Origin of the sequence: Mycobacterium sp. E2462, from assembly GCF_001672685.1 — a bacterium.
GTDB lineage: Bacteria > Actinomycetota > Actinomycetes > Mycobacteriales > Mycobacteriaceae > Mycobacterium.
In genome coordinates, this window is sequence record NZ_LZKC01000059.1 from 1 (window position 1) to 17,309 (window position 17,309).

At 66.8% G+C, this 17,309-nt stretch carries 17 protein-coding genes, 1 tRNA gene and 2 pseudogenes; 8 read left to right on the plus strand and 12 right to left on the minus strand.

Going from position 1 to position 17,309, the window contains the following annotated elements:
* Both A5714_RS03100 and A5714_RS25835 read right to left on the minus strand, forming a co-directional pair.
* A pseudogene (locus tag A5714_RS03100) lies at window positions 1–523 on the minus strand (transposase); the annotation flags it as partial.
* A gap of 173 nt (window positions 524–696) precedes the next feature.
* Window positions 697–1,570: pseudogene (locus tag A5714_RS25835) on the minus strand (IS3 family transposase); the annotation flags it as partial.
* 152 nt (window positions 1,571–1,722) lie between these two features.
* Here A5714_RS25835 and A5714_RS03115 point away from each other — a divergent pair.
* On the plus strand, window positions 1,723–2,622 hold the full coding sequence (locus A5714_RS03115) for a LysR family transcriptional regulator (protein ID WP_068282644.1): 900 nt from the start codon (window positions 1,723–1,725) through the stop codon (window positions 2,620–2,622).
* On the opposite strand, the gene A5714_RS03120 is transcribed toward A5714_RS03115, so the two are convergent.
* Both A5714_RS03120 and A5714_RS03125 read right to left on the minus strand, forming a co-directional pair.
* A complete protein-coding gene (locus A5714_RS03120; RefSeq protein ID WP_068282647.1) occupies window positions 2,619–3,500 on the minus strand; it encodes a TIGR03620 family F420-dependent LLM class oxidoreductase in 882 nt (293 codons plus the stop codon). The two genes, A5714_RS03115 and A5714_RS03120, sit on opposite strands and share 4 nt — an antisense overlap.
* Window positions 3,501–3,632: 132 nt before the next feature.
* The gene (locus A5714_RS03125) at window positions 3,633–4,157 is read right to left on the minus strand and encodes a VOC family protein (protein WP_068282650.1); all 525 of its coding nucleotides are present in this window, start codon (window positions 4,155–4,157) and stop codon (window positions 3,633–3,635) included.
* Between the two features lie 245 nt (window positions 4,158–4,402).
* Here A5714_RS03125 and A5714_RS03130 point away from each other — a divergent pair, with 245 nt between their 5' ends.
* The 3 genes from A5714_RS03130 (at window position 4,403) to A5714_RS26885 (ending at window position 6,692) form a co-directional block, all read left to right on the plus strand.
* Window positions 4,403–5,548, plus strand: a complete 1,146-nt coding sequence (locus tag A5714_RS03130) for an alkene reductase (protein WP_197513526.1) — start codon at window positions 4,403–4,405, stop codon at window positions 5,546–5,548.
* A gap of 580 nt (window positions 5,549–6,128) precedes the next feature.
* Window positions 6,129–6,365, plus strand: a complete 237-nt coding sequence (locus tag A5714_RS03135) for a hypothetical protein (protein ID WP_068282656.1) — start codon at window positions 6,129–6,131, stop codon at window positions 6,363–6,365.
* Window positions 6,366–6,506: 141 nt separating this feature from the next.
* Window positions 6,507–6,692 carry a hypothetical protein gene (locus tag A5714_RS26885; protein ID WP_068282659.1) on the plus strand — a complete coding sequence of 62 codons (186 nt, stop codon included), beginning with the start codon at window positions 6,507–6,509 and terminating at the stop codon, window positions 6,690–6,692.
* Between the two features lie 162 nt (window positions 6,693–6,854).
* Here A5714_RS26885 and A5714_RS03145 read toward each other — a convergent pair.
* The 3 genes from A5714_RS03145 to pgm form a co-directional block, all read right to left on the minus strand.
* A tRNA-Ala gene (locus A5714_RS03145) sits at window positions 6,855–6,927 on the minus strand.
* Window positions 6,928–6,980: 53 nt separating this feature from the next.
* Window positions 6,981–8,168, minus strand: coding sequence for an MFS transporter (locus A5714_RS03150; protein ID WP_369829418.1), 1,188 nt, complete (start codon window positions 8,166–8,168; stop codon window positions 6,981–6,983).
* A 74-nt stretch (window positions 8,169–8,242) separates the two neighbouring features.
* Window positions 8,243–9,871: a phosphoglucomutase (alpha-D-glucose-1,6-bisphosphate-dependent) gene (pgm, locus tag A5714_RS03155; RefSeq protein WP_068282662.1), complete on the minus strand. Its 1,629-nt coding sequence runs from the start codon at window positions 9,869–9,871 to the stop codon at window positions 8,243–8,245.
* Window positions 9,872–9,992: 121 nt separating this feature from the next.
* On the opposite strand from pgm, the gene crcB (A5714_RS03160) reads away from it, so the two are divergent.
* Together crcB (A5714_RS03160) and crcB (A5714_RS03165) are read left to right on the plus strand one after the other, a co-directional pair.
* A complete protein-coding gene (crcB, locus tag A5714_RS03160; protein WP_068282666.1) occupies window positions 9,993–10,406 on the plus strand; it encodes a fluoride efflux transporter CrcB in 414 nt (137 codons plus the stop codon).
* Window positions 10,403–10,780, plus strand: a complete 378-nt coding sequence (gene crcB / locus A5714_RS03165) for a fluoride efflux transporter CrcB (protein WP_082959544.1) — start codon at window positions 10,403–10,405, stop codon at window positions 10,778–10,780. The genes crcB (A5714_RS03160) and crcB (A5714_RS03165) overlap by 4 nt, the downstream gene beginning before the upstream one ends.
* 6 nt (window positions 10,781–10,786) lie before the next feature.
* On the opposite strand, the gene A5714_RS03170 is transcribed toward crcB (A5714_RS03165), so the two are convergent.
* From A5714_RS03170 to A5714_RS03185, 4 genes are all read right to left on the minus strand, one after another.
* The gene (locus tag A5714_RS03170; RefSeq protein WP_068282669.1) at window positions 10,787–11,413 is read right to left on the minus strand and encodes a GNAT family N-acetyltransferase; all 627 of its coding nucleotides are present in this window, start codon (window positions 11,411–11,413) and stop codon (window positions 10,787–10,789) included.
* 1 nt (window position 11,414) lies between these two features.
* Window positions 11,415–12,320, minus strand: a complete 906-nt coding sequence (locus A5714_RS03175; RefSeq protein WP_068282673.1) for a TIGR03619 family F420-dependent LLM class oxidoreductase — start codon at window positions 12,318–12,320, stop codon at window positions 11,415–11,417.
* A 41-nt stretch (window positions 12,321–12,361) separates the two neighbouring features.
* Complete coding sequence (locus A5714_RS03180; protein WP_068282676.1) at window positions 12,362–13,282, minus strand: CoA ester lyase; 921 nt, start codon at window positions 13,280–13,282, stop codon at window positions 12,362–12,364.
* Window positions 13,283–13,453: 171 nt separating this feature from the next.
* Window positions 13,454–14,416, minus strand: a complete 963-nt coding sequence (locus A5714_RS03185) for a hypothetical protein (RefSeq protein ID WP_068282719.1) — start codon at window positions 14,414–14,416, stop codon at window positions 13,454–13,456.
* Between the two features lie 333 nt (window positions 14,417–14,749).
* On the opposite strand from A5714_RS03185, the gene A5714_RS03190 reads away from it, so the two are divergent.
* Both A5714_RS03190 and A5714_RS03195 read left to right on the plus strand, forming a co-directional pair.
* Entirely contained in the window at window positions 14,750–15,316 is a 567-nt protein-coding gene (locus A5714_RS03190) for a hemerythrin domain-containing protein (protein ID WP_068282679.1), read from the plus strand.
* A 69-nt stretch (window positions 15,317–15,385) separates the two neighbouring features.
* Window positions 15,386–16,861 (plus strand): YdiU family protein, encoded by a 1,476-nt coding sequence (locus A5714_RS03195; protein WP_197513529.1) that lies wholly within the window; start codon window positions 15,386–15,388, stop codon window positions 16,859–16,861.
* A 7-nt stretch (window positions 16,862–16,868) separates the two neighbouring features.
* On the opposite strand, the gene A5714_RS03200 is transcribed toward A5714_RS03195, so the two are convergent.
* Entirely contained in the window at window positions 16,869–17,276 is a 408-nt protein-coding gene (locus A5714_RS03200; RefSeq protein ID WP_068282687.1) for a DUF4267 domain-containing protein, read from the minus strand.
* Between the last annotated feature and the right edge of the window lie 33 nt (window positions 17,277–17,309).

The window sequence follows — 17,309 nt, forward strand, 5'->3', positions numbered from 1 at the left end:
ATGGTCTCATCATCGGGGAAATCCACGCGCAACCGGCGGGCGATCTGCTCCGGGCTCCAGCCCTGATCTCCGCGGTGAGTTTGTTGCGTCCGTTCCATTTCCCGCCGGCAGGACCGGTGAAGGTTCGGCCGTCGGGGCCGCGTACGACCCCGGAGAGCTTGTCCTGGACGTAGCGGCGCAGCCGGTCGTTGGCGACCAGCTTGGCCGTTTTGGGACGCCGTGCCCGCCGTTCAGCGTGCCATTGAGCGATCGAGGCTTTGTCATCAAGCCGGTAGGTGCGCGTGGAGGCGTTGCGCCGCAATTCCCGCGAGATCGTCGAGGCCGCACGGCCGAGCCGGCGGGCGATATCGCGCACACCGGCACCCTGAGCGCGCCACAAGGCGATGTCTTCGCGCTCACCCGATGACAGATAACGGCCCGAAACATTCACTGGCAAGCATGGATTCACACCGCCAGCGTGACGGAACCACCGAAACCCGACCGGAGATGACACGCCCGCGGCTGCCGCGGCGTCCTCCGTCATCACCCCCGCGGCAATAGCCTCCCAGAACCGGACCCGGTCCTGGCGCCAGGCCACCGTCGGCCGCCCCGGTGAGGGAATCTGCCTTCGATAGCCACGAACCTCAATTTGTCGCTTCCCATAACCCACCGCACACCTCCGAAATCGAGGCGTTGCGACGATCAGTTGAATCCAGCTTGACTACCCCTGTCCGAATGAACGATCGTCGCGGCAGGTGAACGCAGCCCCACAGCTTGATCCAGGGCAGCCACTGCCAGCGAGGACTTCATTCGCGAGTCCATCGAGTATCCCACGATCCGGTTGGAATAGACGTCCTTGATGGCGCAGAGGTAGAGCTTGCCTTCATCGGTGCGATGTTCGGTGATGTCGGCCAGCCAGACCTGGTTGGAGGCCTGGGCGCTGAACTGACGCTGCACGAGGTCGTCATGGACCGGTGGCCCCGATCGACGGTTCAGGCCACGTTTCTTGGCGAAGATCGACCAGATGCGCTCTTGGGAACACAACCGGGCGACACGGTTCTCCCCGGCGGAGATCCCTCGCCCGGGAAGTTCGTCGGCGATGAATCGGTAGCCGAATGCGGGGCCGTCGGCATGGATGTCGCGGGCAGCGTTGATCAGGTGTGCATCATCCCAATCCCGCTGTGATACAGGCGCTTTGCGCCGTCGTAGAATGCCAGAGTGGAAAATCCCAGGACCCGGCAGGCCACCGTGACGGGCACGCCGTCAGCGGCAAGGTCGAGGACCAGCGGGTACATCATTTTGGGTTAGCATCCCGGGACAGGTAACCGACCGCGCGGCGCATCACTTCGGCTTCCTGCTCAAGGAGCTTGATCCGCTTATGCGCCTCGCGCAGCTGCGCCGACACACCACCAGAGACCGCCGCAGACGCCGGCCGATTGGCCCCGTCCTCGCGGTCGGCGATCTTGAGCCAGCGATGCAGGCAGGCCTCCGAGATCCCGAAGTCCTGCGCAATCTGGCGCAACGGCGCCCCACCCTTGCGGGCCACGGCGATGACATCGGCTCGGAACTCGGCGGGAAACGGCTTCGGCACGAGGTTGATCCTTCCAGCAACGACGAATCCTCACAGGTCAGGAGTCAACCAAACCGGGAGCAGACCCTCGCATTGACCTGCCGTGCGCGCGGTGACAACGTTGACGCCAATTCCGCGTCCGGCCTGGATCATCACCTTAACGAAAGCACCACATGACGCTCAGACAATTCGAGTATTTCATTACCGTCGTCGACGAGGGAAGTATCACCAAGGCAGCTAACCGCTTGTACGTGGCGCAACCGTCGCTGTCCAAACAACTGGCGTCGTTGGAGAAAGAGCTCGGCGTCCCGTTGCTTGAGCGTCTTCCGCGTGGCATCCGGCTGACGCCGGCCGGCAAAGCGTTCCTGCCTGAGGCCCGAGCGGCAGTCCTGTCCGAAAACCGGGCCCGCCGGGCGGCCCGTATGGCAAAAGACCTGCAGTCCACGGAACTCGAGGTTGCGACCCTGTTGTCCATCTCCGTGGGTCTGCTTCCGGCAGCCATCGGCTCTGTTGTCGTGGACTACCCGGGAATATCGCTGAAGCTGTATGAATTTGGTCATCACGACCTGATGGAGGAGCAGGTTCGCGGTGGGGTAGGTGATTTGGCCGTCGGTCCGCCGCCCCAGCATTGGGACGGTCCGGTCGAACCGTTGGGCTGGGAGGAGTTTGTGGTCCTGTTCCCTCCCGACGATCCCGCGCTCCATACGCCCGGTGCTGTTGACCTAGCTGATTTATCCCAGCGCCGATGGGTACTCCCCGAGGCGTCGACAGGCCTGGCCAGCCTCGTCGTGACCGCCTGCCGCGACGCCGGATTCGATCCGATCGCGGTCGTTCGCAGCGGCCAGGTTGAGGCGCTCGTCAAGCTCGTGGGCGCGGGACTTGGACCCACCATCTTGCCGACCTACGTCGTACCGGAGAACTCTTCGCATTTGAGCAGACGCTGTCGACGACCGCTTGTGCGTGAAGTGACTGCCTACACGCGTCACGACTGGCCGCCGGGGTCGGAGGTTCTGCTCGGGGGGCTGCGTTCGGTGGGTCTGTCGCCAGGACCTCCCGATGTCGATCCCCGCTAGAGCAATGCCTCCGACAGCAGCCGCCATTGTGGTAGTGCAGTTTTCCCGGGCTCTATCCCGATCACCTGGATGGCGACGTGGTTGGCGCCGGCTTCGAGATGGCCGTGCAGCTTCGCCACGATCGTCTCCGGGCTTCCCCAAAAGACGAGGTCGTCGATGAGCCGATCACTTCCGCGGCCGTTGTCGATGTCGTCGTCGGTGTATCCCGATCGCAAAAATTTGGCAACGTTGAATGGCGTGGTGAGGTACTCGTGCATGTGCGCTCGCGCGATTTCGCGGGCGACGTTGGGGTTCTCCTCGAACAACACTGCGTGCTCGACGCCCAGGAATGCGTCGGGACCGAGGATCTCTCGTGCGTGCGCGGTGTGATCGACCGGCACGTGATAGGTGTGCGCCGCATTGGTCCGGTGCCGCGCCAGAGCTAGCATTTTCGGCCCGTAGGCAGCCAGCAATCGCCGCTCGCTTACGGCGGGCCGCGGGTTGACGGTATCGGCGCGGTCCATCGCGTCGAGATAAGAAGCCATCGCCTCTAAAGGGGCTTTTGCTGTGTTTGGATGGCCCGCCGCGAAGCCCAGACCCAGCACGTGTCGGCCGGGATATGCGTCGGCGAGCAAAATTGCTGCGCCCCTAGCGGTTTCGGGCTTGCGCAGCCAAATGCTTGCGATACCGTTGATGACCTGGATCCGTTCGGTACTCGCAAGCAGATACGCCGCGTGGCTCATTGCGTCACGACCCAACAGTTCGGGTATCCAAATTGCCGGCCAACCACGGCCCTCTACCTCCTGCACGCAGTCGCGCACCAGGCTCGCAGGTTGATGCTCAAAGTCAAAAGTCCAGACGCCATATTGTCCAAAAACCGCGGGGTCAACGATGTTCATGCATTTCCCTTTTCCGTCATCAGTAAAAACCGCTAAAGACACAGGCACGAAACACGCCAAGAGGCAAACGCGCAACGCTATCAAAAGCGGAAGGATCGACTACGCGTTTGGCCTCTTGATCGTCGCGAACCGCTACGCGTCGGTCCGCGGCTCAGGTCGCCATTTACGCGCATTGGTCAAAGATTCGTAAACCTGCGTGTTCGGGTAACTGACGAGTTCGATCGTGCTCCCCCATGGAGACCTGGTGTACACAAAGCGGTTTCCCGGGCCGGCTTCGGCGCCCGGAAGATCACTAGGGCCGCCGCCAAGGATCGTGGCTCCCGCTCGCTCCGCCTTTCCAGCGGCCGCGTCGATGTCATCGACGTACAACGCCACGTGCTGGATACCGAGATCAGAAGGGATAGCAGGCCTCTGCTGGTCGCTGACCGAATAGTCGAACAACTCAATATTCGGGCCATTACCGAGTCGAAGCACTCGAATAGATCGGATCGTCGTTCCTTTGGGAACCCCCAGGGCTGCTTCCAACCACTGCCCGCTGATCGGCCGGTCGATGATGTCGTACAGACTTCTCGCGTCGAACGCGTCAACGAAAAACTTCGTGGCCTGCTCGACGTCGGGAACGGTGATCCCGATATGCTCGATTGCCCGAACCGACATTTTGACACCTCATTAGATCGTATTGTCAGAAGATTCCGCTTTTCGGCAACTGCATTTCCCAGTTTGTTCTCGGGTGGGAAGCCCTGTCCAATACCCATACCGACGGCCACTCATAGACACAGGCTATCGCCACGTATTGCCGTTGATCGTCGCGGACGGCAGGCCATAGATTACTGCTATGGCTGCTATTCCGAATAGGTCTGATTGCGCCGCCCAATGGTGAAATAGATGCCAAAAATGGCGAGTTGGGGCTGCACATGAACGAAATACAAGCATCGAGTAAGTCACCCCTCCAACCATTGCTGACGCCCTACACGATGGCGGGCCTCGAGCTGACCAACCGGGTGGTCATGGCACCGTTAACCAGATCACGTGCCACCAATCCCGAACTGGCGCCGACCGAACTGCACGTGCGCTACTACGCGCAGCGCGCATCGGCAGGATTGATCATCAGCGAAGGCGCGTGGGTCAGCCCTGACGCAGTCGGCTGGCATGACGCCCCAGGGCTGTTCACCGAAACCCAAGTCAAAGCATGGTCCGCTGTTACCGAGGCGGTCCACGCGGAGGGCGGCCACATCTTCGCCCAGCTCTGGCACACCGGCTCGTCCTCGCATTCCGACTTCTTCTCTGGCACTGCGCCGTTGGCGCCGTCAGCGGTCGACCCGGGTCTGCTCTCCCACACTCCCTCGGGCCTCAAGCCGACCGTCGTTCCGCGTGCGATGACTCGCGCCGATATCGCGGCCACCATCGCCGATTACGCCCATGCCGCAGATAACGCGCGGCGTGCGGGATTCGATGGTGTCCAATTGCAGGCCGGATTTGCCTACCTGATCAGCCAATTCCTCAATCCCGCAACCAATCTGCGCACCGATGAGTACGGCGGATCGCTCGAAAACCGCGCTCGATTCTTGTTCGAGATTCTCGACGCAGTGGCTGAACGGGTCGACATTGACCGCGTCGGGGTGAAAGCCGGGCCGACCTGGCCTGAACACGGTGCCTTCCTGTCCACCTGCGACACGCTGGCCACCAGTGACTACGTGATCGACCGGCTCAACAACTACCCGATATCGCACCTGCTGCTGATGACGCCGAGGGCCGACCTTTCGGGTCACCCACTGGCCCACCTGCAAGGAAGGGGAGTTTACGAGCACTACCGTCCACGCTTCACCGGCACCATCATCGCCAACACCGGCCTCACGCCGACGTCCGGCAACGGACTCATCGGCGACGACCTGGTTGATCTGGTTGCCTTCGGCCAACCGTTCATTGCCAACCCCGACTTGCCAGCACGCATCGCGGCCGGGGTTGAACTGGACACCCCCGACCGCGCCACCTACTACACAGGCGGCCCGGTCGGCTACATCGACTATTCCGCAGCGACGCCCGCATGAGTTAGAGCGGCCTGCTCGATGCTGAGAGTCGTTGGACTGCTGCGTAATTCGTCCAGAGTGGGCAGCGCTGGCCTGGTCGTGGTGGTTGTCATGTCGATTAGTATTGAACCTTAGTGATGATTGGTCTAGGGCTATTAATTATGCCGAGCAAACCGCATTACTTACCGCGCCGGGCGGCCGAGGTTGTCGGCGTCGAGGTGGATGCCGACGCCGACCGTCCCGTCACTATCACCTGTCACGACCACGCGCACACCTGCGAGGTCGCGTGGCACGACACCGACGACGGCGCGGCCATCACCGATTTGCGCGTCACGTCGCGCGACGGCACGCCGATCACCTCGGACAGCCTCAATCGGATCAACACAGACCGGCTCGCGCGGACGGCGGCGATGCACGACAACCCTCAATCGGCAGCCGCCGCAAGGAAATTGCGCCAAATCTTCGACGCGGCGACCGGCGCCAGCGAGGGCCACGATTGGGTCGAGCGGTTCCGGTTCACCGACGGCATTATCGACGCGATGGCCAAGCACGCGCCGCCGGGCTCCGCGCTGGCCAAACCGCGCAAACCGGGCCGACCCCTATGCCGCGTGAATTTCTCGCGAAGGTCGCGGCGTGGGCGCGCGAGGAGAGCGTGCACGGCGGCGGCGTGTATCGCCGCGTCGCCGACCGGGCGACCACGGCCCTCGGCCACGACGTGTCCGACGAAACGGTCAAGGGATGGATCAGGCGATGCAAGGATGCCGACCCGCCGCTACTCGGCCGCGACGAACTACGCCAGCCCCGCAAACCCAGACCCGACCAGGAGAGCGACCGATGAGCACCGACGACAGCCGGGCCCGCCAGCGCGGCGACCGCACCGATAGTTCGATCAAGCGCCTACCCGGCGGCAAGGGCTGGCGCGCCCGCCCGACGCTGGGCACCGACCCCGTAACCGGCAAGCAGGTGTGGCCTACCAAAGGTGTTCCGCACCAAGGGCGAGGCCGCGCAGTGGGTCACCGAGCAGCGCCAGCAGTGGGGCACGGCGACGTGGGCACCCAAGTCGAGCCAAACGTTCGACGAGGTCGCCGATCACTGGCTCAAGCTGCAGGCGGCAGGCGTCGCCGCCGACATTGTTGCCGCTGGCACGGCCACGCCGAGCGCATGACCCAATCCGTCTACGGGTGCGTGACCGACGACCGGCTCACCGCCGCGTCGGCGGTGTTCTCGGCAGCGGTAGGACAGAGTTAGGACATTCGCGCCCGGTAGGACACCGCCCCGCAAACAGCGGAACCCGCCTCGACCAATGGTCTGGGCGGGTTCCCGTTTGTGGAGCTAAGGGGACTCGAACCCCTGACCCCCACACTGCCAGTGTGGTGCGCTACCAGCTGCGCCATAGCCCCATGTCGTGCCAGTCGAAGCTACACCACTGGTAACCGTCCATCAAAGTTGCTGGTCACGCCAGCTCGACCTCCGCCTCCGACGGCTGCACGCCGGCCATGCCGGCGGGCTCGGGCCGCGTCTCCGGCGCCACCACCCAGCCGAGGGCGGCGACCAGCAGCACGAGCCCGCTGATGGCGAACGCCCAACCGAAGCCGAACCGCTCGGCGACCCGGCCGACCGTCACCGAGCCGACGATGGCCCCCAGGTCGGACAGCATCTGCACCGCCGCGACCGGTATCCCGGCCCGCGCCTCGCTGCCCAGGATGTCGGCGACCGCGGCCTGCATGGGGGACATGAAGATGCCCGTCGTCGCGCCGGAGATCGCCGCCGCGACCATGAACGCCACCAATGACGACGTCGCTCCCAGCGCCACGGTCGCCACACCGGAGGTCGCCAGACCGACAATCAGCAACATGCGCCGGCCCATCCGGTCGGACAGGTAGCCGCTGGGAATCACTGCCAAGGCGTTGCCGGCCGCGAACGCCGCCAGCGCCACGCCGATGACGCCGACGCTGCGACCCATGACATCCGACAGGAACAGCGGCACCAATGCGACGCGCAGCCCGAACGCGGCCCAACCCGTCGCGAAGTTGGACAGCAATGCCGACTGATACGCGCGGAACCGCAGCGCCTCTCGCATCGTCACCGTCGATCGTGTCGGCGGCGGCGGCGCCGCCAGTTGCGAGTTCCGCAGGCTGAAGAACAGCACCACCGCCACGCCTAGCATCGCGACGCCGTACGCGATGAACGGCGCCGTCAACCCCCACGCCGCCGTCAGACCGCCGATCGCCGGGCCGCCCACCGCGCCCACCATGAATGACGTGGTGAACATGCCCGCGATGCGGCCGCGTGCGTCGGCCGGGCTGATGTGGATCATCAGCCCCAGCGCCGAGACGTAGAACATCGTCGAGCCGACGCCGCTGACCCCGCGGAACAGCAGCAATTGCCAGTAGGTCTGCGAGTATGCGCACGCAATGGTGGACAACGCGACGACCAGCAAACCGCCGATATAGATGCGCCGTTCACCCAGGCGCTGCGCCAGCAGGCCGCTGACCGGTGCGAAACACAACCGCGTCAGCGAGAAGACGGTGACCAGGAAGGTCACCGCGGCGATGCTGACCCCGAAGGTGCGGGCAAAGGCCGGCATCGCCGGAGACACCACCCCGTAGCCGAGCGCGATCATGATGTTCGCCCAGCTCAAGATCCACACTTCGCGCGGCAGCCGCGCGGATCGGACACCGGGTTCCCCCGAACGGTCGCGTCGGAGGCAAAAGGTCACCCAATGACTTTATTAACTACCTCACGCGCGGATTCCTGCACCTGGGCCAAATGCTGCGGACCGTTGAACGATTCCGCGTAAATCTTGTACACGTCCTCGGTGCCGGAGGGCCGCGCGGCAAACCAGGCGTTGGCAGTGGTGACCTTCAGCCCGCCCAACGGCGCGCCGTTGCCCGGCGCGGCGGTCAGCTTCGCGGTGATCGGCTCGCCCGCCAACTCCGTCGCGCTCACCTCGTCGGCCGACAGCTTCGACAGCCTGGCCTTCTGCTCGCGGTCGGCCGGCGCGTCGACCCGCGCGTAGAACGGCGCGCCGTACTCGGCGGTGAGCTCGTCGTAACGCTGCGAGGGGCTCTTGCCGGTGACGGCCAGGATCTCCGAGGCCAGCAGCGCCAGGATGATGCCGTCCTTATCGGTGGTCCACACCGAGCCGTCATGCCGCAGGAACGACGCCCCAGCGGACTCCTCGCCGCCGAAGCCGATGGTGCCGCCGATCAGGCCGTCGACGAACCACTTGAACCCCACGGGCACCTCGACCAGCTTGCGGCCGATGCCGGCGACCACCCGGTCGATGATCGACGAACTGACGGCGGTCTTGCCGACGGCGATGCCGTCCGGCCACGACGGCCGATGCGTGTACAGGTAGTCGATGGCCACCGCCAGGTAATGGTTGGGGTTTAGCAGCCCGGCGTCGGGCGTGACGATGCCGTGGCGGTCGGAGTCGGCGTCGTTGCCGGTGGCGATCTGATAGCGCTCGCGGTTGGCGATCAGCGACGCCATCGCGTCCGGGGAGCTGCAGTCCATCCGGATCTTGCCGTCATGGTCGAGCGTCATGAACCGCCACGTCGCGTCGACGAGCGGGTTGACCACGGTCAAGTCCAGGTTGTGCCGTTCGGCGACGGCCGCCCAGTAGTCCACGCTGGCACCGCCCAGCGGGTCGGCGCCGATGCGCACGCCGGCCGCCCGGATCGCGTCCAGGTCGACCACGTTGGGCAGGTCGTCCACGTAATGGCTCAGGTAGTCGTGGCGCTGCACGGTCTGCAGGGCGCGCGACAGCGGGACCCGGTTGATCGCCGACCCCTCGCGGAGCAGCTCGTTGGCGCGCTTGGCGATCGCGTTGGTCGCGTCGGTGTCCGCCGGCCCGCCGTTGGGCGGGTTGTACTTGAAGCCGCCGTCCGACGGGGGGTTGTGCGAGGGGGTGACGACGATTCCGTCGGCAAGCGCCTCGGTGCGGCCGCGGTTGTAGGTGAGGATGGCGTGGCTGACCGCGGGCGTCGGCGTGTATCGGTCCCGGGCGTCGATCATCGTCACGACGTCGTTCGCGGCCAGCACCTCCAGCGCCGACACCCAGGCGGGCTCGGACAGCCCGTGCGTGTCGCGGCCGATGAACAGCGGCCCGGTGGTGCCGTGCGCCGCGCGGTACTCGACGATGGCCTGGGTGATCGCCAGAATGTGCGCCTCGTTGAAGGCCCCGTTCAGGGCCGAGCCGCGATGTCCCGAGGTGCCGAACGCCACCTGCTGCGCGACGTCGTCGGGGTCTGGCTGCACCGAGTAATAGGCCGTCACCAGGTGGGGCAGGTCGACGAGGTCTTCGGGCTGAGCCGGCTGACCGGCACGGGGGTGGGCCATGGACAACAATTGTGCCCGCACTGTGGCGGTTTGACCGAGCAGGCACGGTCTCGCCGTTTCGGGTACTCCCCGGGTTCACCCGCCGGTCAGGCACACCCCTACGCTGCGAAGCGCAGCCGAAATGCGAAGGGAGGCACACGTGACGCACGACTATCGCGAGTTGGGTGCCGTCTTCGCCGGCGGGGCGCTGGGCACGCTGGCTCGCGCGGCGTTGAGCACGCTGGTCGACGCCGATCCGGACGAGTGGCCGTGGCCGACCTTCGCCGTCAACATCGTCGGCGCCTTCCTCATCGGGTATTTCACGACCCGGCTGCTGGAGCGGCTCCCGCTGTCGAGTTACCGCAGACCCCTGCTGGGGACCGGCTTCTGCGGCGGGCTCACCACCTTCTCGACCATGCAGGTCGAGACGCTGCGGATGATCGAACACGGCCATTGGGTGCTGGCCACGACATATACCCTCACCAGCATCCTGCTCGGGCTGACGGCGGCGCACCTGGCCACCAAGTTGGTGCGGCGGGTCCGGGTGCGCGGGTGAGCGCCACCGCGACGGCGCTGCAGTGGACCGGTGTGATGGTGATCGGCGGCATCGGCTCGGTGCTGCGGTTCGTGGTGGACCGGGCGGTGGCGCGCCGGGCGGCGCGCCCATTCCCGTTCGGTACCCTCGCCGTAAACGTCAGCGGCGCCGCACTTTTGGGATTTCTCGGCGCCCTGGTGCTGAGTAAGGAGGCAGCGCTGCTGGCCGGAACGGCCTTCGTCGGCGCCTACACGACGTTTTCCACCTGGATGTTGGAGACCCAGCGGCTCGGCGAGGAGCGTCAGCTGCGCACAGCGGTCGCCAACGTGGTCGTCAGCGTCCTGCTCGGAGAGGCGGCGGCGTTGCTGGGACAGCAGATCGGCCAACACCTGTAGCGGTGCTCAGGCCCCTTGGTGGGCGGGGAGATCCTGCGGGGTGCGCGGCAACACGTAGAGCGCCATTCGCCGGTTCGCCATGTCGTGCTCGCCGAGAAACGTGCACCCGCCGCGCTCACAAAACTTGCGCGCCAACACGTTGCGATGGTCGGGGTCGAACATGATCCGGCGACACTGCGGATCGAGGGTCAGGATGCTGGTCACCAGGTACGGCAACAGGAAACTGACGTGCCCCTTTTCGATGTATTCCAGATCGGCGACCGCAACGTGCAGCCCGAGATCGTGCGGATCGCTGGCATAGCGCGGACCGATGGAATCCTTTGCGGCACGGTACAATTCGATGTACGCACGATCCGTCCCGTCCAGCGTGGCGACGAAGGGACGAGAGAACTCGCCGTCGAGCTGCGCCCTGAGGTAGCGCCGCCAGCGCTGCGCCGGCCACGCCGATTCCCACGCCTGGGCCAGGTGCGGCCGATTCATCCATTCCGAGATCATGTCGGCGTCGGCGTCCGGGTCGGCCAGCCGCAGCCCGTACGGCTCGGGCAGTTCCGGGATGGGCGGCGGAGGCACGTTACGGATCTCCTCGGGCAGGTCCGTCAACTCCCGCGGCAGAATGGGTTCAGCGTTTGTCATCTCAACGCGAGAGCCTACGACGTTGCTGGTCGAAGGCGTTTTCCAGGGGCGCTCTCCACGTGTGGGCCAGCGCCGAGACCCACTCGGCCGCCGCGTCGGGCCGCTCGGGAGGCGCCTCGACGAGCACCAATTCGTCGACGCCCAACTCCGCCAGGGCGCCCACGTCGTCGGGACGCGGGTCGAGCAGCGCCACCGACAGCCGCAGCCGGCCTCGGTCCCGACCCGCCTCGGCGCACAGCCGGTCCAGCGTCGTTATCCGATCGCGCACGGCGGCCACACCGTCGATGTTGAAGCCGTACCAGCCGTCACCCCACGCCGCCACGCGCCGCAGTGCCGCGTCGCTGTTGCCTCCGACCACAACGGGAACACGAGAGCGCACCGGCTTGGGGTTCACTCGAATCGAGTTGAAGCGGACCGTTTCTCCGGTGAACGACGCGACGTCGTCTCGCCACAGCGTGCGCATGGCGTCGACGTACTCGGCGGTCCGGGCGGCGCGACTCGCGAACGGCACGCCGAGCGCGTCGAACTCGTCGCGGGACCACCCGATGCCCACTCCGAGCGTCAGCCGCCCGCCGCTGAGTCGATCCAGGCTGGCCGCTTGCTTGGCCACCACCACCGGATGATGTTCGGGCAGCAGGAGCACGCCCGTGGCGATGCCGATCCGGGACGAGGCGGCCGCGGCGAAGCTCAGGGCGATCATGGGGTCGAGCCAATCCGCCTCCGCTGGAACGGCGATGACGCCCTCATCGGAGTAGGGATAGCGCGAAGCCGGCCGGTCGACCATGACCACGTGTTCGCCCGCCCACAGGGTCGCGAAACCGCAGTCGTCCGCGCGCGCCGCCACGGCGTCGATCACCGCGCGGTCGGAGCCGGCACCGATGCCCAGCGCATGCAAGCCCAGCCGCATGCCCCGATGGTCTCACGGCGCTCGGCGGCGCTGCGCCTCGCTCAGTAGTGGTAGGTGTCCGACGGCGCCGGCGAGTGGTCGCGTTCCTCGTCGTCGAACGTCGACGCCTCGATGCCGTATGCCCGGGCCAATTCCAGGATCTTGGTGGCGCGGGCGATGCGGGGCAGATCGGAACCGTTGCGGATCTCTCCGCCGTCGCGCTCGAACTCCGCGAAAAATTCCTTGGCCCAGGCGATCTCGTCCTGCGACGGTGACAGGCCGTCGTTGACGACGGCGCATTGGTCGGGTGACAGGCAGATCTTGCCGGTCATGCCGAACTCGGTCGAGACCGCGGTGGCCTCGATCAGCTTGCGCGGATTGGAGCCGATGGTCGGCCCGTCGATCGCGCTGGGCAGCCCGGCCGCCTTCGAGGCGATGGTGAACCGGGAGCGCGTGTAGGCGAGCGTGGCCGGGTCCTCACCCAACCCGGTGTCACGGCGGAAGTCACCGATGCCGAAGGCTAACCGGAAGGTGCCCTTGGCCGACGCGATCTCGGTGACGCGCTCCAGCCCCCTCGCCGTCTCGACCAGGGCCACGATCGGCACCTCGGGCAGGCGTTTGGCGGTCTCGGCGACGTGGTCGACCGACTCGACCATCGCCAGCATCACCCCGCCGACCGTGGTGCCCGTCAACGCGGACAGGTCGTCGGCCCACCAGGGCGTGCCGAACCCGTTGATGCGAACCCAGTCGGTGTTGCCGGCCCGCAACCACTGCACGACGTTGTCGCGCGCGGTGTGCTTGTCCTTGGGCGCCACCGCGTCCTCGATGTCGAACACGACGATGTCGGCGCGCGAATGCACCGCCGCCTGGAACCGGTCGTCGTGCGCGCCGTTGACCAGAAGCCAACTGCGGGCGAGCACCGGGTCGATGCGTGAGCCGATGTCGTCGGGCTCGATCGCGCTGCTGTTGACCTGCTCGTACATGTCTGTCCGTCGTCTCGTCGTGGGGCCGTGTCGCCCCTCACCGTAGCGATACGCCCGCAACGCAGCCCACCGACGGCCCTCCCCCACGCGCGCAAAACCCCGCCCGGGCGGATGTACTCGCCCGGGCGGGGGACTTTGCTACGCCGGTTGGCTTGACGCCCCGGCGGCGTGCTAGTTGATGCCGACGACGTCCTGCGCGATGGCGGCGACGCGCGTCTGAGCGGCCGAGACGACCCGCTGCCGGTTCTTGTTCGCCTCCTCGTAGGCGATGATGACCCGGACGTCGTTGGGGCTGGTCAGATCCTTGACGGCGGCCACCGCGTCGTTGACGTTGAGCTCGTCGTACTCGGGGATCGGCAGCTCGTCGGCGTCCAGGACACCGACCGCGCTGCGCGCGGTGTGCAGCGCGTCGGCGGTCTGCCGGGCGCCCTCGTTGCGGGTGACCTTCTCGGCCGCCTCCAGGGCCGCGTCGCGCGACGCGGCGAGCGCCTTGGCCGCAACCTCACCGGCGTGGGCGCTGCGGTTGATCAGCTCGTTGAGTGTGGGCCGCGCGGAGCGCAGCGCGTCCGCGGCCCGATCGATGCTGCGCGCCGACCAGGAGACCGGCAGGTTCACCAGCTTCACCGCGGTGCCGGTCGCCGCCTGCACCGGCGTGCGACGCAGCGCGGCCGGCCCGCCCAGGGCGTCCTCGGCGAGCACGGTGGTCAACCACTCGACGGTGGCCGAGTGCGCCGTGATCAGGCGAGTCGCCAAGTTCTCGACGTCCGGCAGCTCCGCCGCCACGGCCAGCGCCTTGAGGTAGCGGGACCGGTCCAGGAGCTGGTCCTCCAGCGCAAGGTCGCCCAGCAGCGCCTCGTCGAACGGCTGGGCCTGCTCCGCGAGCGCCTTGAGCGCCGCGGCGACGCGGCCCAGCAGCGGTCCGATCACGTCGGGCACCCCGTCGAGGTCGCGGATGGCGGCCTCGATCGCCTCCGAGCGTTCCCGGGCGTTGGCGGCGTTCTGGGACAGCTCACGCTGCACCGCCTCGGTGCGTGCCTGCGCAACGCGGGTCTCCGCGATCTGGATCTCGGTGTTGGTCAGCTGGTGCAGGGCCCGCAACTGCGCCAGTACGGTGGTCCGGTCCGATGAAGTCATGTCAGCATTCGCCTCCTGTGCGTTGATGGCTTGGTTCGGCATGAAATTGCCTTCCCTATTCGGCTACCCACCGACCCGCAACCGGCTAACATCCTCACCCGGATGTGACGCATCTCGCTTTTTCGAGCCCCTCCTTCGGCGCGCATGCCGGGCCCGTACCACTCTCGAGAATGGCGAAACAGCTTGCGGCACACAACTATTGCGGACAGTCAGGTCCCGTCGACCCGCGGCACGTGAGCCGTTTAGGCGCCTCAACAGCGGGTATGCCTGGGCGAGCCGCACACAGCCCGTAGTGCGCACACTCCATTTCCCAGACCATTGGAGGTATTGGCGATGTCAGACATGATTGTCGAATCGCCCGAGGAAGTCGTCGCTTTCCTAAAGGCGCAACACAACCTCATCGAGGACATGTTCGACGAGGTCCTCCACGCCTCGGACCCGCAAGCGCGGGAGAAGCCTTTCGCGGCGCTGCGCCAGCTGCTGGCCGTGCACGAGACCGCCGAGGAGATGGTGGTGCATCCGCGGGTGCGCCGCGAATCGGACAGCGGTGACGCGATCGTCGACGCGCGGCTCGAGGAAGAGCACGCCTCCAAAGAGCTGCTGTCGAACATCGAAAAGCTCGACATCACCTCCCAGGAATTCGTCGACCAGGTCACCAAGCTGCGGGAAGCCGTTCTCGAGCACGCCCGGCAGGAGGAGGCCGAGGAGTTTCCCGTGCTGCAAAAGCAGCTCGACGAGGACGACCTGAAGCGGATGGGCGCCGCGGTCCGTGCCGCCGAGGCCATCGCGCCCACCCACCCGCATCCCGGCGTGGAGTCGGCGAAGAAGAACTTCGCGCTCGGCCCGTTCGCCTCGATGCTCGATCGGGCCCGCGATCTCATTGGCCAGGCGCTCGGCTAGGCGGTCACGTCGGCGCACGTCGAGAGCCGCACTTTCCGTAGTGTCGGTGCGGTGAGCGTCGCACCGGACATGACCGTTTCGCTACAGCACGGGTTCCTGCACGCGCTGCCGGAGATGGCCGTGCGGTGGCAGGCCGAGACCTTCGCGGACCCGCAGCTCTTGATCCTCAACGAGCGGCTGGCCGGCGAGCTGGGCCTGGACGTCGCGTGGTTGCGCGGCCCCGACGGGGTGCGGTTTCTGGTTGGCAACCGGCTGCCCGTCGGCGCCGCTCCCGCCGCCCAGGCCTACGCCGGCCACCAGTTCGGCGGGTTCGTCCCGCGACTGGGCGACGGGCGCGCGCTGCTGCTCGGCGAGCTCGCGGCCGGGGACGGACAGCTTCGGGACATCCATTTGAAGGGGTCGGGCCCGACGCCGTTCGCCCGCGCCGGTGACGGACTGGCCGCCGTCGGGCCGATGCTGCGCGAATACGTCGTCAGCGAGGCGATGCACGCGCTCGGGGTGCCGACCACCCGCTCCCTGGCCGTCGTGGGCACCGGGCGCCCGGTCCACCGCGAGACGATCCTGCCGGGGGCCGTCCTCACCCGCGTCGCCCGCAGCCACCTGCGGGTAGGCAGCTTCCAGTACGCCGCGCAGTACGCGGCGTCGGCGGGCCCCGGCGGGCTGGAGCTGTTGCGCCGCCTGGCCGACTACGCAATCTCCCGGCACTACCCCGACGCCGCGAACGCCGAACGCCCCTACCTGGCCCTATTCGAGGCCGTGGTCGACGCTCAGGCGTCGCTGCTGGCCCGCTGGATGCTGATCGGCTTCGTGCACGGGGTGATGAACACCGACAACATGACCATTTCCGGTGAGACGATCGATTACGGGCCCTGCGCCTTCATGGAGGCGTACGACCCCGAGACCGTCTACAGCTCGATCGATCATTGGGGGCGCTACTCCTACGGCAATCAACCGTTGGTCGCCGGTTGGAACCTCGCCCGCTTCGCCGAAACCCTGCTGCCGTTGATCTCCGCCGACACCGACGAGGCGATCACCCTCGTGGAGGGGTCGTTCGGCATCTTCCAGCAGCGCTACGACGCGGTGTGGGGCGCAGGGATGCGCGCCAAACTCGGCCTACCCGACGGACTCGACGGCGCTGTCGCGACACCGCTCATCGACGACCTGCTCGGCCTGCTGACGGCCAGCCACGTCGACTACACCTCGTTCTTCCGGCACCTGGGTCGCGCGGCGCGCGGCACCACGCTCGCCGACGCCGAACCCGCGCGTGGGCTGTTCGCCGACCTCGCCGGCTTCGACGAGTGGTTGTGCCGCTGGCGGGCGTTGGGCCCGGACGCCGCGTCGATGGACCGCACCAACCCGATCTACATCCCGCGCAACCATCTCGTCGAGGAGGCCCTGACCGCCGCCACGGCGGGCGACGTGACCGCGCTCGAGCGACTGCTCGCCGCAGTCACCGCACCCTACGACGAGCGGCCCGGCCTCGAGCGCTACGCCGCTCCCGCCCCCGACGACTTCGGAACCTACCAAACCTTCTGCGGGACATGACCTTTCACTAGACGCGTCGGACGCTTTCGGGTGCGTCCGGTTTGCGGGTCGACCGGCGCGCCGCCCCCCACAACCCGGTGCCGACGCCCACGGCGGCGCCGCCCAGCCCGATCACCCGTTGCGAAGGCTTGAGCTGTTCGTGCACACCCCAACCGCCGAGGAGATCGGCCGCGTCGGCCCCAGCCGACGCGAGGAACCAGCCGCGGGTGTTGCGGCCGCGCAGCCCCGCCACCGCCAGCAACCCGCCGATGAGTGCGTCGCGATAGCCCATGGAGCGCAACAACAATTGCGCCGTGGGCGTCGGCTCGTCGGGGTCACCCCAGAGCCGGTTCGCGCGCAAGGGGTCGGCGAGAAACGAGATGCCGGAGGCGAATCGGATGCTGCCCGCCAGGAGTGCGGCTCGGTCGATTGACATGGTCAATCAGCCTAGGAGCACGCCGTCGCGCCG

Excerpts from the sequence above, each read along its gene's own strand:
- A5714_RS03180 (WP_068282676.1), bottom strand. The coding sequence starts at position 13,282 with ATGTACGAGCAGGTCAACAGCAGCGCGATCGAGCCCGACGACATCGGC.
- A5714_RS03120 (WP_068282647.1), bottom strand. The coding sequence starts at position 3,500 with ATGAACATCGTTGACCCCGCGGTTTTTGGACAATATGGCGTCTGGACT.
- A5714_RS03115 (WP_068282644.1), top strand. The coding sequence starts at position 1,723 with ATGACGCTCAGACAATTCGAGTATTTCATTACCGTCGTCGACGAGGGA.
- A5714_RS03195 (WP_197513529.1), top strand. The coding sequence starts at position 15,386 with ATGACCGTTTCGCTACAGCACGGGTTCCTGCACGCGCTGCCGGAGATG.
- A5714_RS03125 (WP_068282650.1), bottom strand. The coding sequence starts at position 4,157 with ATGTCGGTTCGGGCAATCGAGCATATCGGGATCACCGTTCCCGACGTC.
- A5714_RS03135 (WP_068282656.1), top strand. The coding sequence starts at position 6,129 with ATGCCGCGTGAATTTCTCGCGAAGGTCGCGGCGTGGGCGCGCGAGGAG.
- crcB (WP_068282666.1), top strand. The coding sequence starts at position 9,993 with ATGCGAAGGGAGGCACACGTGACGCACGACTATCGCGAGTTGGGTGCC.
- A5714_RS03170 (WP_068282669.1), bottom strand. The coding sequence starts at position 11,413 with ATGACAAACGCTGAACCCATTCTGCCGCGGGAGTTGACGGACCTGCCC.
- A5714_RS03185 (WP_068282719.1), bottom strand. The coding sequence starts at position 14,416 with ATGACTTCATCGGACCGGACCACCGTACTGGCGCAGTTGCGGGCCCTG.
- A5714_RS03190 (WP_068282679.1), top strand. The coding sequence starts at position 14,750 with ATGTCAGACATGATTGTCGAATCGCCCGAGGAAGTCGTCGCTTTCCTA.
- A5714_RS03200 (WP_068282687.1), bottom strand. The coding sequence starts at position 17,276 with ATGTCAATCGACCGAGCCGCACTCCTGGCGGGCAGCATCCGATTCGCC.
- pgm (WP_068282662.1), bottom strand. The coding sequence starts at position 9,871 with ATGGCCCACCCCCGTGCCGGTCAGCCGGCTCAGCCCGAAGACCTCGTC.
- A5714_RS03175 (WP_068282673.1), bottom strand. The coding sequence starts at position 12,320 with ATGCGGCTGGGCTTGCATGCGCTGGGCATCGGTGCCGGCTCCGACCGC.